The 14029-nt window shown below is 60.3% G+C and carries 19 protein-coding genes; 16 read left to right on the forward strand and 3 right to left on the reverse strand.

The genetic code is table 11. From position 1 onward, the window contains the following. The first annotated feature begins 124 nt into the window (after nt 1–124). Entirely contained in the window at nt 125–448 is a 324-nt protein-coding gene (locus NA29_RS09550; protein ID WP_039397761.1) for a hypothetical protein, read from the forward strand. Nucleotides 449–514: 66 nt separating this feature from the next. Here the strand turns inward: NA29_RS09550 and NA29_RS09555 are convergent, their stop codons facing one another. Genes NA29_RS09555 through NA29_RS09565 form a run of 3 tightly spaced genes read right to left on the reverse strand, consistent with a single transcriptional unit; the run spans nt 515 to nt 2341 of the window. Then, a complete protein-coding gene (locus NA29_RS09555) occupies nt 515–1144 on the reverse strand; it encodes a LexA family protein (protein ID WP_039402927.1) in 630 nt (209 codons plus the stop codon). A gap of 8 nt (nt 1145–1152) precedes the next feature. Then, entirely contained in the window at nt 1153–1533 is a 381-nt protein-coding gene (locus NA29_RS09560; protein WP_157127364.1) for a hypothetical protein, read from the reverse strand. Beyond that, nucleotides 1505–2341: a LexA family protein gene (locus NA29_RS09565; RefSeq protein ID WP_224786804.1), complete on the reverse strand. Its 837-nt coding sequence runs from the start codon at nt 2339–2341 to the stop codon at nt 1505–1507. The genes NA29_RS09560 and NA29_RS09565 overlap by 29 nt, the downstream gene beginning before the upstream one ends. Nucleotides 2342–2358: 17 nt before the next feature. Between NA29_RS09565 and NA29_RS09570 the strand changes: the two genes are divergently transcribed. The 15 genes from NA29_RS09570 (at nt 2359) to NA29_RS09635 (ending at nt 14029) form a co-directional block, all read left to right on the forward strand. Beyond that, on the forward strand, nt 2359–3318 hold the full coding sequence (locus tag NA29_RS09570; RefSeq protein WP_157127366.1) for a hypothetical protein: 960 nt from the start codon (nt 2359–2361) through the stop codon (nt 3316–3318). Between the two features lie 40 nt (nt 3319–3358). Further along, entirely contained in the window at nt 3359–3964 is a 606-nt protein-coding gene (locus NA29_RS09575; RefSeq protein ID WP_052252752.1) for a hypothetical protein, read from the forward strand. Then, nucleotides 3961–4584, forward strand: a complete 624-nt coding sequence (locus NA29_RS09580) for a hypothetical protein (protein ID WP_052252754.1) — start codon at nt 3961–3963, stop codon at nt 4582–4584. Before NA29_RS09575 ends, NA29_RS09580 begins: the two co-directional genes overlap by 4 nt. Nucleotides 4585–4725: 141 nt before the next feature. Next, nucleotides 4726–5280, forward strand: coding sequence for a phage neck terminator protein (locus NA29_RS09585; RefSeq protein WP_039397763.1), 555 nt, complete (start codon nt 4726–4728; stop codon nt 5278–5280). A gap of 175 nt (nt 5281–5455) precedes the next feature. Then, nucleotides 5456–6931, forward strand: coding sequence for a DUF3383 domain-containing protein (locus NA29_RS09590; protein WP_039397765.1), 1476 nt, complete (start codon nt 5456–5458; stop codon nt 6929–6931). 12 nt (nt 6932–6943) lie between these two features. Further along, nucleotides 6944–7384: a tail tube family protein gene (locus NA29_RS09595; protein ID WP_039397767.1), complete on the forward strand. Its 441-nt coding sequence runs from the start codon at nt 6944–6946 to the stop codon at nt 7382–7384. Continuing rightward, entirely contained in the window at nt 7384–7875 is a 492-nt protein-coding gene (locus NA29_RS09600) for a phage tail assembly chaperone (protein WP_039397769.1), read from the forward strand. Before NA29_RS09595 ends, NA29_RS09600 begins: the two co-directional genes overlap by 1 nt. A 113-nt stretch (nt 7876–7988) precedes the next feature. After that, nucleotides 7989–8066: a hypothetical protein gene (locus NA29_RS26555; protein WP_371328971.1), complete on the forward strand. Its 78-nt coding sequence runs from the start codon at nt 7989–7991 to the stop codon at nt 8064–8066. Further along, on the forward strand, nt 8056–9789 hold the full coding sequence (locus NA29_RS09605) for a phage tail tape measure protein (RefSeq protein ID WP_052252756.1): 1734 nt from the start codon (nt 8056–8058) through the stop codon (nt 9787–9789). The genes NA29_RS26555 and NA29_RS09605 overlap by 11 nt, the downstream gene beginning before the upstream one ends. After that, nucleotides 9786–10370, forward strand: a complete 585-nt coding sequence (locus tag NA29_RS09610; protein ID WP_039397771.1) for a phage baseplate protein — start codon at nt 9786–9788, stop codon at nt 10368–10370. Before NA29_RS09605 ends, NA29_RS09610 begins: the two co-directional genes overlap by 4 nt. Before the next feature lies 1 nt (nt 10371). Further along, nucleotides 10372–10686 (forward strand): phage baseplate plug family protein, encoded by a 315-nt coding sequence (locus NA29_RS09615; RefSeq protein ID WP_039397773.1) that lies wholly within the window; start codon nt 10372–10374, stop codon nt 10684–10686. Next, nucleotides 10686–11678, forward strand: coding sequence for a phage protein (locus tag NA29_RS09620; RefSeq protein ID WP_039397775.1), 993 nt, complete (start codon nt 10686–10688; stop codon nt 11676–11678). The genes NA29_RS09615 and NA29_RS09620 overlap by 1 nt, the downstream gene beginning before the upstream one ends. A 76-nt stretch (nt 11679–11754) precedes the next feature. After that, nucleotides 11755–12501: a Gp138 family membrane-puncturing spike protein gene (locus NA29_RS09625; RefSeq protein ID WP_039397776.1), complete on the forward strand. Its 747-nt coding sequence runs from the start codon at nt 11755–11757 to the stop codon at nt 12499–12501. Nucleotides 12502–12503: 2 nt separating this feature from the next. After that, nucleotides 12504–12851, forward strand: a complete 348-nt coding sequence (locus NA29_RS09630; protein WP_039397778.1) for a contractile injection system sheath initiator — start codon at nt 12504–12506, stop codon at nt 12849–12851. Then, entirely contained in the window at nt 12848–14029 is a 1182-nt protein-coding gene (locus NA29_RS09635) for a baseplate J/gp47 family protein (protein WP_039397780.1), read from the forward strand. The genes NA29_RS09630 and NA29_RS09635 overlap by 4 nt, the downstream gene beginning before the upstream one ends.

The following is a 14029-nucleotide window of genomic DNA, read 5'->3' on the forward strand; positions in this document are numbered from 1 at the left end:
GAAATTCTGTCTTATCTTCTCATCGTCGCGTTCGCGAGGGGACAGTCGGGCGGGCGACACTGGATCAGCTCGATGAACTGATGAATTCATAACGATTACCACGGCGCAACGATGTGAGGACATCATGAAAACAGTCGCGGTTCAGGCCAATCTGGATGAGACGGTGGATCTTGTCCGCAAATTCGCACACGATGAGTTCGCCCGCGCTATCGGCGTTGAAGCACCCTCCGAACAGGACGTCCGCGGTTTCTTACTTGATCGATTGCGGTCGATGCGGTTTCGTGCGGCAGAGCCCGGCGACGAACCGACCGTGCAACGCGTGTTCGACTGCGTCTACGTGATGCCGGTCTGCGTTCGATACGAAGGTATGCGCGTAATCGAAGCGCGCTTAGTCGTCATGCCCGACGTGCGCTATACCATGAAGGCTTATATCCCGGTGTCGGATTAGCTGGGGAACGCTGAGTTGCAGACGCGCTAACGCGTCGCAAATCGGGTGAGCGTTGTCCGGTATGTTTTACCTTCGTTGCCGGTAACGTCGGTGTTCGATCATGACGCCAACGATTCGTGCCAACTCCTGTTCGCTACAGATTGTCGGGAAGTCGGGGTTCAGCGGGACCAGATCGAACACTTGCGCTCCGTCGGGTCCGACGCCGCGAGGGCGATACTTTTTGAATGTCGCTTCGCTTCGGACGTTAGTGGCCACAACGTAGTCGCCTGGAATGGGAGAAATGACCGGGTCGACAATAATCCGGTCGCCCTCCCGAAACTCCGGTTCCATGGACCGCCCGTCGATTTCAAGTGCAAAGGCACCGTCCGAAAGCTCGAGATCTGTCAGCAGATACTCGAAGCCGCTGCCAGGCGGAAACGGCGTCACCGTTTCGTTCATCAACCCCGCCTGCACGCTGCTAATGAGCGGAATGCGGCGTGTGCCCACCTCTGCCAATCGCACATTCGCAGCGCCTTCCATTGGGCCGATCCCGGTACGAAGCCATTCCGGCTCCACACGGAGGAACTTCGACAATGCGGCGATCTGGTTCGCCTCGATCTGGGCTACACCACCATTGAACCAGAGGCGCACGGCAGCCGCGGTAACACCGCCTGCCTTCGCAACTTCACCATGTTGACGAACACCACGAAGGTCCATCGCGAACTTCAGCCTGGCAGGGAAGCTCTCGGGGGATAAGCGTTCAGGAACTTAGGCGCGGGCTTGGCGTGCCGCGGGCGAAGTGAGGGAATGCGTTGCTTCCCACGGCCGGTGATGAGCCAGAACATGTTGAAGCGGTATCGCTCCTGGATTCGGGCCGCCTGATCGTGTGCGATGTCTGTCGCTTCACCGGAAAGCCATGCAGCTATGGTGCCCGCGTCAAGACCTGCCTCGGCCTCAAACTGGCTAGGTGAAACACCTTCAGCCGCGAGGACTGTTGCGATACGGGCAGCAAGCCCGGCGTGTGCACGAGTGACAGGGCTTTCGGCTTCGCTCATTGGGTTCATGGTCATTGAGGGGTTACCGGCGCCGATAGCGACGATGCTCAAGCATCACGCCGATGATTCGAGTCGGTTCGTTGGCGCTGTTGATCGTTGGATAATCCACGTTCAACGGAACAAGTTCGAAGACTTCACGCCCGTCTTGGCCGATCCCGCGAGGGCGATATTTCTTGAATGTGGCTTCTTCGCATCCGTTTTTGGCGACGACAAAGTCACCGGGTTGCGGCCGGACTGCGGGGTCAATGATGATGCGATCCCCTTCCTTAAACTCCGGCTCCATCGATCGGCCTTCGATCTCAAGCGCAAAGGCCTGCTCCGACATTTTTAGGTCCGTGAGCAAATACTCGAATGCAGCGCCCGGAGGGAAGGGATTGATCGCTTCGGTCATTTGACCCGCCTGAACACTGCTAATCAGCGGTATTCGACGTAAGCCCATGTCGGCTGGACGCACGTTGGCGTTGCCAGGATCGCTGCCAGCAACCATTTGGCCCTGGCCATCGTCGATCCATGTGGCGTTGATTCCCAACTCACGCTGCGCAATCAGCCGGCCCTGTTTCGAAACGCCATTTCCGCGATACGCCCAGTTATTGATGGTCTGCTCGCTCTGATTGAGTGCGCGCGCCAAATCGGCGACTGACGAAATCGCGGGCCGCACTTGCTTGGCGGCCTCGAATAGTCGTCGGAACGTCTCGTGCATCTCTTTTCCCATAACCGGATCTTCGCTCAAGTAAACGCAGCGTTTATAAACAGTGTGTTTGCTTTTTAAATAAACATGGTGTTTAATTTTAGCATGAACACCACCCAAACTGATCATCTCAACTGGACGCAGATCTGTTCGCGCGATCTGGCGGGGCATGCGTAGGCGGGAGCGCAATGGCACGAATTCGATCCCTCAAACCGGAATTTTGGACGTCCGAGCAGGTGATGGATGTCTCTCGCGATGCTCGCATTCTATTTATCGGCATGTGGAATTTCTGCGACGACGCGGGAATCCACTCGGCCAACGAGAGACGCCTGAAGGCGGAAGTGTTCCCTGCTGACGATCTGACGATGACGGATGTTCGTCGAATGATCGACGAACTGCTTCGTGTCGGATTGCTCGACGAGTACGAGGTTGCCGGCCAGCGATTCTGGATCGTCACCGGTTGGCATCACCAGAAGATCGATCAACCGACGTTTAAGCACCCCGGTCCGGACGGCACAGTGCCGTCCGGTTCGCCCAGACGTCGCCAGGTTCGCGCTACGACGCTGCATTCGGCGAGCGATCGCGGACCCGACGTCGAGCGTTTGGACAACGTTCGACAAGTGTTCGGCGAACCCTCGGAGAATGCTCGACGAGTGGACGCCGAGCGTTCATCCCCGGAAGGGAGAGGAGAGGAACGGAGTGGAATACCGAAAGGCAGCGGTTCTTCAGTCGTCGTAGGTGATGAAGGAGATTCTCGCGACGATGACCTTAAATCGGATGGTTGTGTGCCGGTGAGTGCGGCGCAGTGGGCAACATACTTTGGCGATGAACACGGCATCGGTATCGACCCGGCCAGTGCGCACGAGCGCAAGCGCTTCGTGCCACTCGCGACGGCCTGGTGCAATGCCCGCGTGTCGGTCGGTCGAATGCGGGCCGCTATTGCCGAGGCGCAGGAGAAGGCGACCGAGGCCATCGTGTTTCTGCCCGCCTACGTCGACCGTGTACTCGCCAACCAAGGGATGCCTCGTGCTTCGCCACGAAGTGTCGACAACGCAGCCATTCTCTCCGGCCTCGCCGGCCAATCCTTGGGATACGACGATGAATACAACGCCTGCATCCTCGACGTCGACGCGCACTTCGTCGCCTGACTGGCCACGCGACGCGGCACCCCAGCGACTGATCGAGCGTTTGTTCGCCGTGCTTAGTCATCGCTACGGCGCTCGGCTCGCGGACATGTGGCGAGGCGGCGATCCATCGAAGCCGGACACGGTGGCACGGCATGTTGATGGCGTGAAGCGACAGTGGGCGCTCGATCTTGCCGACCTGACGCCCGTCGAGTGGCAGCGCGGTATCGAGGCGTTGAGGGACCGGCCATATGTGCCGACGTGTCCGGAATTCAGGCTGCTTTGCCGACCGCGTGAGCATATCAATGCGCTGCTTGACGTCGCCATCACGCAGTTGCATCGCAGGAATACCGGCGGTACCGACGTTTGGCCCGACCCGATGCTGTTCTGGGCTGCACAACGAGTCGGTGGGTACGACATGCGCACGCTCGGCCGCAATGAGTTGATGAAACGATTCGCGGCAGCACTGGAGGCCGTGAGACAAGAGGGCATCGTGCTGCCGGTCCCTCCGAAGGCGCAGGCGCTGCCCGCTCCCGGGCAGGCGACGACGGACAGGGTTTCGGCCCGGGCGATGCTTGCGGCATTGTTGGCAGGTCGCCCAGGACGCACGCGAGGGGCGCAGGGCAAGGGAATGGGAATGAACAATTTTTACGGGGGAACCGACCAATGAACGAAGCATTTCAGGACACTCGACAGGCGCTGCATGTGGCGTACCTTATCCTCTCGTTGCCGCCGCGCCAGAGTGCGACGTTCCGGAGCATGCTCATCCGGGTCATGGAGTCTGTGGACAAACCGACGAAGGGGCAGGAGGCGTGGCTGAACCAGCTGCGCGGCCCCCAACGCGAATTCGATCCAGATCGGCTGACAATGGAAGAATTTCGCGCGCAGTGCGCCATGATCACCGCGGCTGCGCGCACCCGTCTGCCGTCGCCCGAGTATGCGGCGGTGCTCGCACGCTTCGCGCACGGCGACGAGAAGATTCAGGGCATCAGCGCGCTTGCCGTCTGGTCGCGCAAATCCTGCGGCATTACGGCGGTTGCACTGCTGCGGGATCTCGCCGCGTGGAACTATCTCCAGCGTACGAGAAGAGAGGGGACGTCGATCCGTGAACTGGCCGATCGCCACAAGGTGTCGAAGGACAAGGCGTTTCGGGCCGCCAAGTGGATGGCGACACACTTCACCGAGCTGGAAAACATGGCAGTCGCACGACTCGACTATAGTTTCGTGCGGCACGGCGTCGTTCCGCCGGTCAGCGATTCTTCATACGCATGCTCTTCGTCTGTCTCGTAATAAGGACTACTAAAAAAATGCTTGCACTCTTGCGACAAAGCATCTAATATTTGTCCATACTCACCGCAATTGCATCCAAGGCCCGCTCACCGCGGGCCTTTTGCATTGGTGAATCGAAATAGATCACTTCCGGGATAGCTCATGAATAACAGTTCGACAGGTGGTTATTTGGCCCCGGTGCAATCGGTGCCGCCAATCGAAGATTCGGCGCTGGAGGATTTTCTTCGAACGATGATCGCGGGTGTGACCGGGTTGGACGCCAATTTTGTCCTTTCGCTTCCACAGCCACCGACGTCGACGCCTCCGGAATCCGGCGTCAACTGGTGCGGTTTCACCGTGTCCAGTTTCCAGTCCGACGCAAATGCTGGCCTGTTGCACGTACCAGCCGACGACGGCAGCGACACCTACGTTCGGCACGAAGACATCGAAGTCAAGTGCCAGTTCTACGGGCGCAACGCCAGTCAATATGCCCGGATGTTGCGCGACGGCTTGTACGTGCCGCAAAACCGCGAGCAGCTACAGCTCAGCGATTTCGGCCTTGTCGACACCTCAGGCATCGTTTCCACACCGGGTGTGGTCGACCAGCAGGTGCAGCGACGCTGCGATATCAGTATGTTTCTGCGCCGTAAGGTGACGCGTACCTATCGGGTGTTGAACCTCGCGTCGGTGCAAACTTCGGTGGTGAGCGAGCGCTAGGCCCGACAACCGAAATCTCGTGCACTACCCTGGGGGGACGTTTCCTCCGTAATTTTTCACTTCACTTCACTTCACTTCACTTCACTGCGCAGGCGAAGCGCGATACCCGATTCGCGTCAGCCTGCCATTTTCGTTTCAAGCCCGCTTAGGCGGGCTTTTTTTTGTGGGGATCACAATGTCCAACGGATTGCCGGTTTCACGGCTGATCAACGTTACGATCAACATGTCGCCACTGGCGGCACAGGGTGCGAACCTGAACACCGCACTGCTGCTGGGTGCGTCGGCCGTCATCGATGCTGGCGAACGCATGCGTAGCTACGGCGCGATTGCAGACGTCGCAGCCGACTTTGGCACCACTGCACCTGAATACCGGGCCGCCGCGCTGTATTTCCAGCAGACGCCGCAGCCGTCCACGCTTTGCATCGGCCGCTGGGCGAAAACGGCGGCCTCCGGCGTGCTTCGCGGTGGTGTGCTCTCGAGCACTCAGCAGGCAATGACGAACTGGACGTCGGTTACAAGCGGCGCCTTTAAGGTAAGCGTCGACGGAACGGCGAAGACGGTCTCCGGTCTCGACTTCTCGGCGCAGACGAACCTGAATGGCGTTGCGACCGTGATCAACGGCTCGCTGACCGGCGCGACCTGCACATGGAACGGTTCGAGGTTCGTCATTACGTCGAACAGCACCGGCGCAACGTCGGCCGTGGGTTATGCCGAAGCGCCGGCGAGCGGCGTGGATATTTCGGCCCAGTTGGGGCTGACATCGACGCTGGCGGGGGTGCCGGTGCAGGGCATTGCGGCCGAAACGCCGACGGATGCCGTTGCGATCTTCCTCGATCGTTTCGCAAATCAGTTTCTGGGCCTCGCGTTCGCCGACACCGGTGTGACCGATGACCAGCACGTTGCGGTGGCTGCCCTGATCGAGGCCGACCAGAAGCATCTCTATGCGGCGACGACGCAAAATCCGCAGACGCTGGATCCGACTGTCTCGTCCGATCTGGCGAGCCGGTTCAAGGCGGCGAAGTTCAAGTACAGCTTCACGCAGTATTCGAGCGCGACGCCTTACGCCGGTGTGTCGCTGTTCGGTCGGCTGTTGACGGTGGACTTCAACGCGAACAACACCACGATCACGCTCATGTGGAAGCAGGAGCCTGGGATCGTGGCGGAGGCGCTGTCGACGACGCAGGCCAATGCCTTGCAGGCGAAGAACTGCAACGTGTTCGTGAATTACTCGAACGACACGGCAATCGTGCAGACCGGTGTGACGCCGAGCGGCATCTTTATCGACTCGGTCTATAACGCGATCTGGTTCCAGAACCGTATTCAGACCGATGTGTACAACCTGCTCTACCAGAGCCCGACCAAGATCCCGCAGACGGATGCAGGAAATTCGCTGATCGCGGCCGTCATCGAATCGTCGTGCGCCGCTGCGGTGAACAACGGCTACCTGGCCCCCGGCGTGTGGAATTCCGGCGGGTTCGGTGCCCTCAAGCAGGGCGGCGCGCTCTCCAAGGGCTACTACGTGTACACGCCCTCAATCGCAACTCAGGCCCAGTCGGACCGTGAGGCTCGTAAGTCCGTGCCGTTCCAGATCGCTGCCAAGGAAGCCGGTGCGATTCATTCCGTCGACATTCTCGTCAACGTCAACCGATAACAGGAGTCAAATATGGCCACTTACAGCTTTCAAGACGTTCAAGCCAGCATCGTTGGTCCGGGTGCCGCCTTCTCGATTGGCGCAGGCTCAGCCACCTCGGAGGAGGGTATCTCCATCGAAACCGGCGGCGGAAAGAACACCATGACGGTGGGCTCCGACGGCGAGGTGATGCACTCGTTGCACGCCGACAAGTCGGGCACGATCAAGGTGACGTTGCTCAAGACCAGTCCGCTTAACGCACTGTTGCAGGCCGCGTTCGACGTGCAGACGCTTAGCAGCGCCCTGCATGGCAAGAACATCATTACGGTGTCCAACGCCGCTTCGAGTGACCTGCACGTCGGTCGTGACTGCGCGTTTGCCCAGAAGCCCAACGTGGTCTACGACAAGGCCGGGGCCAAGATGGAGTGGACGTTCAACGCGGGCAAGATCGATTCGATTCTGGGGACGTACTGATGCCCTCCGACATCGAGATTCGCCAAGTCAAGTACCGCATCGGCAAGCTCTCGGCAATGAAACAACTGCACGTGTCGCGCAAGATCGCGCCGCTGGTGCCGGCGCTTCTGCCGATCATGCTGGAACTGGCCTCCCCGAAAGGGGAGCCGCCGGTTCAAACCGGGGCTGGCGATGTGACGCAAGGCGCCGGGGGCGAGGGCAGCGCGCTGTTGTCGCAGCCTCGATTGCTTCAACCGTTCGCGGACGGACTGGCCAGTCTTGCAGACGATCATGCGGAGTACGTGATCGGCGAGTGCCTCGCCGTCGTGCAGCGCTTCCAGGGGAACGCGTGGTTTTCGATCTGGTCGCCCGCCGCGAAGCTACCCATCTACGACGACATCGATCTGTCGATCATGGTCGAGCTGTCCGTGAAGGTCATTGCGGACAGTCTCGGCCCTTTTATTGCCGGGTGGCTTACCAGCCCCGCGAGTCACCCACCGGCGATGGCGTAGCGTGGGCTCACCTGCCAGGGAGCGAAGATTGGTTACTCGCGCCGGTACTCGCCGGCATGTGCAAGTACGAATCTTTGCTCGATGGCACGCTAAGCCTGCACGACATGGCCCTGATGAATGATGCCTTGGCCGTGCGCAACGACAACCGCGCACAAGCCGAGCGCATGAGGGAGAACGACAATGGCAGATGAGCCGACGGTCATCCGGGATTTTCTCGTCACCCTGGGATACAAGGTCGACGAGAGAAGCCTGAAGACATTCAAGGACGGCGTCGAGGGCGCAACAAAAAGCGCTGTCCGGATGGTGGCTGCGACGGAGGGCGCGGCCGTTGCATTGGGCGAGAACCTCGCTGCGTTTGCGTCGAAGATGGAAGGATTGTATTTCGTCTCACAGCGCAGCGGCGCGACGGTTGCAAACCTAAAAGCTCTCGAATTCTCGGCCAAAAATCTCGGTGTTTCGTCCGAGACGGCGCGCAACAGCGTTGAGGCGCTTGCACGCTTCATGCGCAGCAACCCTGCCGGTGAGAGCTATATCAAGCGTCTGGGGGTGCAGACACGCGATGCCAATGGGCAACTGCTTGACACCGTCGACATCATGGCCAGTCTTGGAGGCGAGCTTGCCAAGAAGCCAGCCAAGGTCGCAAGTGAGTACGGCAGTGCTCTCGGTATCGACGCAGGGCTGATGTCTGCGATGCGTGGGGGTGAGTTCGCGCACTCCATGCAGCAATATCGCAATCTGAGCGGGCAGACGGACTTCGACGGGGCATCGCGAGACTCGCACCGCTTCATGCTTTCTCTGCGAGAGCTCGACGCGGTCTGGGAAGGTTTCGTCACGCGGCTTGAGGGCAGTTTGATTCAGCGCCTCGGGCCAAAGCTCGATGCGTTTCAAGGCTGGTTCCAACGCAACGGGCCGCTCATCGAGCAGCGTGTCGGTGATGTCGCGGTGGCGGTCATTGGTGCAGGGGAGGCCATTGCGCCGACGGTGGGGTGGCTGTTCGACCGGTTCGTCGATCTCGACAAAGCGACCGACGGCTGGTCGACGAAAATTCTCGGTGGTGTGTTTGTCCTTCGCGCACTCGGTGCCTTCCAGTTGGTTGGGGGTGTCTTCAAGATGGCCGAGGCGCTTTTCGCAGTGGGTCGCGCCGCAGCAACAGTAGGCGGACTTGCCAATGCCGGTGGTGTCGGTGTTGCAGTCGCTGCCGCGGGTGGTCGCACCGCCGGCTTGCTGAGTCGATTCGCGCCGCTGGCGCGTATCGGAGGGGCGCTCGGCTTGCTGTTTCACAGCGAGGGACTGAATCAAGGCGAGGCGGAATATATCGCACGCCGCCGGAAAGTCGGCATGCCCGTCTTGAACCCTGACGGAACGACATCGAATGTGTTGCCGCCAGGTGTTTTGCCGCGAGGCCCTCACAACATCACCCCGCGCAACATCCGCTTCGGAGAGGGAGCGGTGGGGAAGGTCGCAGACGATTTTGCCGACTTCGTGATGTCCGACGACAGCCTGCGCGCCAGGGGGGATTTGCTGCGCGGTCAAGCGCGTCGTGGCCTGAGCGCCGTACGTGGTGCCATTAACCGAGCACCGCTGGCCGGGAACGACGCCGGTGCGTATGTCGAGGCAATGGCGAAGCGGCTCGGCGTTGCCGAAGGCCCGGCGATTCATTTTGGCGACCCCAATGTCATCGCTGGTCTGACGAGGGAAATCAATGGCCCCGAAAACGGACGCAACCCGTTCGTGCCGGACACCATTCTTGGGACCGCCGGTGGTGGCACGCGTCAAACGATCATCACGCAGAACAATCAGACCAGCATCAACGTATCCGGTGGCGATCCGCAGGCGACAGGGCGCGCGGTGCGCGACGAGCAGGCTGGCGTCAATCGAGAACTCACTCGCAATCTGCAAGGCGCATTGTTATGAAAATCCCCGATTATTTCGACGTCATGACGATCATTCCCAAGACGCTTGACGCGATCCGGATCGGCGTAATGATCGAAGAGACTTACACCGACGACTTGATGTTCACTCAGATCCCGGTGGAAAAGGGCGCGCCGATCACGGATCACGCGTACAAGAGTCCGCCGAAAGTCGTTATCAAATGTGGGTGGTCAAACGCTGATTATGCGGCGTTGCGGGCATCGGGTGCGGTCTGGTCCGACTCGACGGCGTCCACACCGCAGTCGGGTTACATCGATACCGTCTATTTGAAACTTCTCGCTCTGCAAGCCAGTCGGCAGGTATTCCGTGCGGTCACGTCGCGTCGGAATTACGACAAGGTGCTGCTGACAGGTCTGAGCGTGACGCATAACGATAAGACCGGCGAAGCGCTGATGGTCACGGCAACGCTGCAGCAGGTCCGCATTGTGGAGACGCGGGCGACAACACTGCCGCCTCGCGACGATCAGGCCGACCCGTCTCGCACCGCTGAGACGCAGAACATTGGGTCGAAGCAGGCAACACCGGCAACGCCGGCACCGGGCGGATCAGTCGCCCCGCAATGACATGGCCAATTTCTACGAAATCCCGTTCTCGCCAGCCCCTCAAGCATTTCGCGTTACGTTGTCGGGCGTCGAGTACACGCTGACCGTACAGTACCGAGCGGCAGATGATGCCGGATGGATGCTGGACATCGCGGACGCGAACGGTGCGCCGATTATCGGTGGCCTGCCGCTCGTGACCGGAACGGATCTGCTGGCGCCTTATGCCTACCTTGGGCTGGGTGGTCGTCTCTGGGTGCAAGGTGCAGACAATCCGGATAACACACCAACGTTTGATGATCTAGGTGTCGGATCGCATGTTCTCTGGGTGACGGACTAATGACCGAACAATATCTTCGAAAGGCATCCCTCATCATCGGCGAGAAGGTGGGCGATGCCCTCGACCTGTCCGATCTGCGCTTCACATTCGATGTGAAGCGCGGGGATAGTCAAACACCGAACAGTGCGCACATTCGCGTCTTCAACGTGAGTCCGGACACAATGACGCGCGTGCAGAAGGAGTTCAAGCGTGTTGTGATTCGGGCCGGGTACAAGGGCAATTACGGGCTGATCTTCGATGGCACCGTAGTGCAGACGCGACGCGGCCGTGAGGGGGCGCTCGACACGAAGCTGGAAATCACCGCAGCTGATGGCGATTCCGCTTACAACTTTGCCGTCGTCAACACGACCTTGGCTGCGGGATCCACCGCGCAGGATCATTTCAACGCGGTCGCGAAGTCGATGGTGCGGTATGGCGTGGGCGTCGGGTACACGGCCGGATTACAGTCGAACCCGTTGCCTCGTGGCAAGGCGATTTTCGGCATGGCCCGCAATTTCATGCGAGGGGTTGCGCGGGCCACGCAGACGACCTGGAGCATTCAGGACGGGCAGATCGTGGTCATCCCCGAAACCAGTTACATGCCTGGCACGATCCCGGTGATCAACGCCGATACCGGCATGCTCGGCATGCCGACGCAAATGCAGAATGGCATCTCCGTCAGGGTACTGCTCAACCCGAACATCAAGATCGGCACGCTCGTTCAGCTCGATAACGCTGCGATTCAACTGAGTGAACAGAGCCTTGCCCACTCGAATGCCAAGCCGGTTGACAAACCCTCCGGCGAGGGCGTTCAGAAAAGCCGTCTTGCTTCGAGCGAGTTCTATTACGTGTCGGTGGCCGAACACCACGGTGATACGCAGGGTGACAATTGGTACACAGAACTGACGTGTCTCGCGGCCGATCCCACGGTCATCCGGTCATCGGCGTTGCTCAATCGACCGATGTTTAGCGCTGTGGAACCTGCACCGAACGCGGTCAAGAGTCACGGTTAGTAAACTCGCCGTACTGGAATTGCTCACTGAGTGTCCGGTACGTCGGGACAACCAGTTTCATTCCCCGAGTTTCCCCATGAATCGACAAGAGCGGGTTGGCGACCCCAACGAGATGCTGCTGCTCGCGATGCGAGGCTCGCTGTCCGAGGTATGGACCGCGCTTCCGGGTGTCATCCAGTCGTTCGACGCCGTCGCGATGACCTGCACCGTGCAGCCTGCAATCCAGGTGCGAGCGCGTGGCCCAGACGGCACAGAGAGTTCGCTCTCACTGCCGCTGTTGGTCGACTGTCCCGTCCAGTTCCCTGCGGGCGGCAATTGCACGCTGACATTTCCCGTTACTCCGGGCGACGAATGCCTGATTGTCTTCGGCTCACGATGTATCGATGGCTGGTGGCAGTCGGGCGGCGTGCAAGACCAGGCGGAGCCGCGCATGCACGACCTTTCCGACGGCTTCGTGCTGCTGGGCACGAGATCGCGTCCGCGCGCACTCCAGGGGGTGAGTACCGAGTCGGCGCAGTTGCGCAGCGACGATGGCGCGACCTTCATCGATCTGAATCCGGTTACGAAGAAAGTCAGCATTGTTGCCCCCGGCGGGCTCGACGTCGTTACGCCATTGGCCACATTCTCGCGGGCTGTCACGATTGGCGGTCTGCTGACCTTCATCGGTGGCATGATCGGTAGCGCCGCGAGTGGCGCTGCGGCCGTGTTTAACGGCGTGCTGAATGTTATCGGACAGATCACAGCCAACGGCAAACGTGTTGACGACACCCACACACACAACAACGTGCAACCCGGTTCGGGTAATTCTGGCACGGTGAACTGACCATGAGATATCGAAAACTCGACGCTGACGGCGATTACGTCCTCGGCGGGGCTGCCGCATTCCTGACGAATTCGCCGGAAGCGGTGGCGCAGGCTGTCGCGACTCGCCTGCGACTGATACGTGGCGAGTGGTACCTCGACACCACGGTCGGCATGCCCTGGGACAAAGCGCTCGGCAAACACACTCAGGGCGCGGCAGACAGCGCCATACGGACGTGCATTCTCGGCACGCAGGGCGTCGTCGAAATCACCGACTACGCCAGCCGCTTGGCGCCCGACACCCGGGCAATGACAGTGACCGCAACGATCACCACGATCTACGGCACAACGACGATACAGGAAACGCTGTGACCATCACGACAACCGCCCCCACCATCGATGCCACCGGCATCCACGCGCCGACCTACGCCGATGTGCTGGATTTTCTTCAGACACAGTTCCGCGCAATTTATGGTCAGGACGCATATCTTGAACCCGACAGTCAGGATGGCCAGTTCCTCGCCGTCATCGCATCCGCGATCAACGATGGGAACAGTGTCAGCCTCGCCATTTACAACAGCTTCAGTCCGGCGACGGCGCAGGGTGCTGCGTTGTCGAGCAATGTGAGAATCAACGGCATTGCCAGGCACGTGGCGTCGTACTCGACCAGCGACGTGCTGCTCGTCGGTCAGGCGGGAACGACAATCGCCGATGGGCTGGTGCAGGATGCTAACCAGATCAACTGGGCGCTACCGGCGACGGTGACTATCCCACCATCCGGGCAGGTGACGGTGACGGCGACCTGCACGAAGATCGGGGCAATCGACGCCCCCGCCGGTACCATTGGCAGGATCATGACGCCCACGCGTGGCTGGCAAACAGTGATGAACCCTTCGGCCGCCGCGCCGGGTTCACCTGTCGAGCCGGACGCTGCGCTGCGGGCTCGTCAAAAGACGTCGACCGCGATTCCGTCGCTGACGGTGTTCGAGGGGACCATCGGCGCAGTCGCCAATGTGCAGGGTGTGACGCGATGTGCCGGTTATGAGAACGACACCAATGCCACCGACGCGAACACGTTGCCGCCGCACACCATCTCGCTGGTGGTAGAGGGTGGCGACGCGACGGCTATCGCGAATGCGATCGCCGCGAAGAAAGGGCCGGGCGGCGGCACGTACGGCACGACAGCCGTCAGCGTCAATGATGTGTACGGGCGGCCGATCGTCATCCGGTTCTATCGGCCGGTGCCTCAGGCGATGACAGCAGTGGTGCAGTTCAACGCTCTTGCCGGGTTTACCGCGGCGATCGGTCAGTCGGTTCAGCAGGCCATCTCGAACTACATCAACGCTGTGGCGATTGGCGGTGGCACGCCTGGCGTCGTCGAGTGGGATGCGTGCATTGCGGCCGCCAAGAGCGTGCCGGGGGCGACCACGTTCAAGATCAAATCTCTCACGCTGAGCGGCCCGGCTGGGGCCGGTTCCCCTGACGTGCCACTTGCGTTCAATCAGGCCGCAACGTGCATGCCCGCCAGCATCACTATGACATCGGTCTGA

The sequence above is a fragment of the Pandoraea sputorum genome (assembly GCF_000814845.2).
GTDB classification, from domain to species: Bacteria; Pseudomonadota; Gammaproteobacteria; order Burkholderiales; family Burkholderiaceae; genus Pandoraea; species Pandoraea sputorum.

What these genes read in the sequence shown, in the direction of transcription:
- NA29_RS09590 (WP_039397765.1), top strand. Translation starts at nt 5,456, where the DNA reads ATGTCCAACGGATTGCCGGTTTCACGGCTGATCAACGTTACGATCAAC.
- NA29_RS09615 (WP_039397773.1), top strand. Translation starts at nt 10,372, where the DNA reads ATGGCCAATTTCTACGAAATCCCGTTCTCGCCAGCCCCTCAAGCATTT.
- NA29_RS09580 (WP_052252754.1), top strand. Translation starts at nt 3,961, where the DNA reads ATGAACGAAGCATTTCAGGACACTCGACAGGCGCTGCATGTGGCGTAC.
- NA29_RS09585 (WP_039397763.1), top strand. Translation starts at nt 4,726, where the DNA reads ATGAATAACAGTTCGACAGGTGGTTATTTGGCCCCGGTGCAATCGGTG.
- NA29_RS09595 (WP_039397767.1), top strand. Translation starts at nt 6,944, where the DNA reads ATGGCCACTTACAGCTTTCAAGACGTTCAAGCCAGCATCGTTGGTCCG.
- NA29_RS09625 (WP_039397776.1), top strand. Translation starts at nt 11,755, where the DNA reads ATGAATCGACAAGAGCGGGTTGGCGACCCCAACGAGATGCTGCTGCTC.
- NA29_RS09565 (WP_224786804.1), bottom strand. Translation starts at nt 2,341, where the DNA reads ATGCCCCGCCAGATCGCGCGAACAGATCTGCGTCCAGTTGAGATGATC.
- NA29_RS09610 (WP_039397771.1), top strand. Translation starts at nt 9,786, where the DNA reads ATGAAAATCCCCGATTATTTCGACGTCATGACGATCATTCCCAAGACG.
- NA29_RS09570 (WP_157127366.1), top strand. Translation starts at nt 2,359, where the DNA reads ATGGCACGAATTCGATCCCTCAAACCGGAATTTTGGACGTCCGAGCAG.
- NA29_RS09550 (WP_039397761.1), top strand. Translation starts at nt 125, where the DNA reads ATGAAAACAGTCGCGGTTCAGGCCAATCTGGATGAGACGGTGGATCTT.
- NA29_RS09600 (WP_039397769.1), top strand. Translation starts at nt 7,384, where the DNA reads ATGCCCTCCGACATCGAGATTCGCCAAGTCAAGTACCGCATCGGCAAG.
- NA29_RS09630 (WP_039397778.1), top strand. Translation starts at nt 12,504, where the DNA reads ATGAGATATCGAAAACTCGACGCTGACGGCGATTACGTCCTCGGCGGG.
- NA29_RS09620 (WP_039397775.1), top strand. Translation starts at nt 10,686, where the DNA reads ATGACCGAACAATATCTTCGAAAGGCATCCCTCATCATCGGCGAGAAG.
- NA29_RS26555 (WP_371328971.1), top strand. Translation starts at nt 7,989, where the DNA reads ATGAATGATGCCTTGGCCGTGCGCAACGACAACCGCGCACAAGCCGAG.
- NA29_RS09605 (WP_052252756.1), top strand. Translation starts at nt 8,056, where the DNA reads ATGGCAGATGAGCCGACGGTCATCCGGGATTTTCTCGTCACCCTGGGA.
- NA29_RS09555 (WP_039402927.1), bottom strand. Translation starts at nt 1,144, where the DNA reads ATGGACCTTCGTGGTGTTCGTCAACATGGTGAAGTTGCGAAGGCAGGC.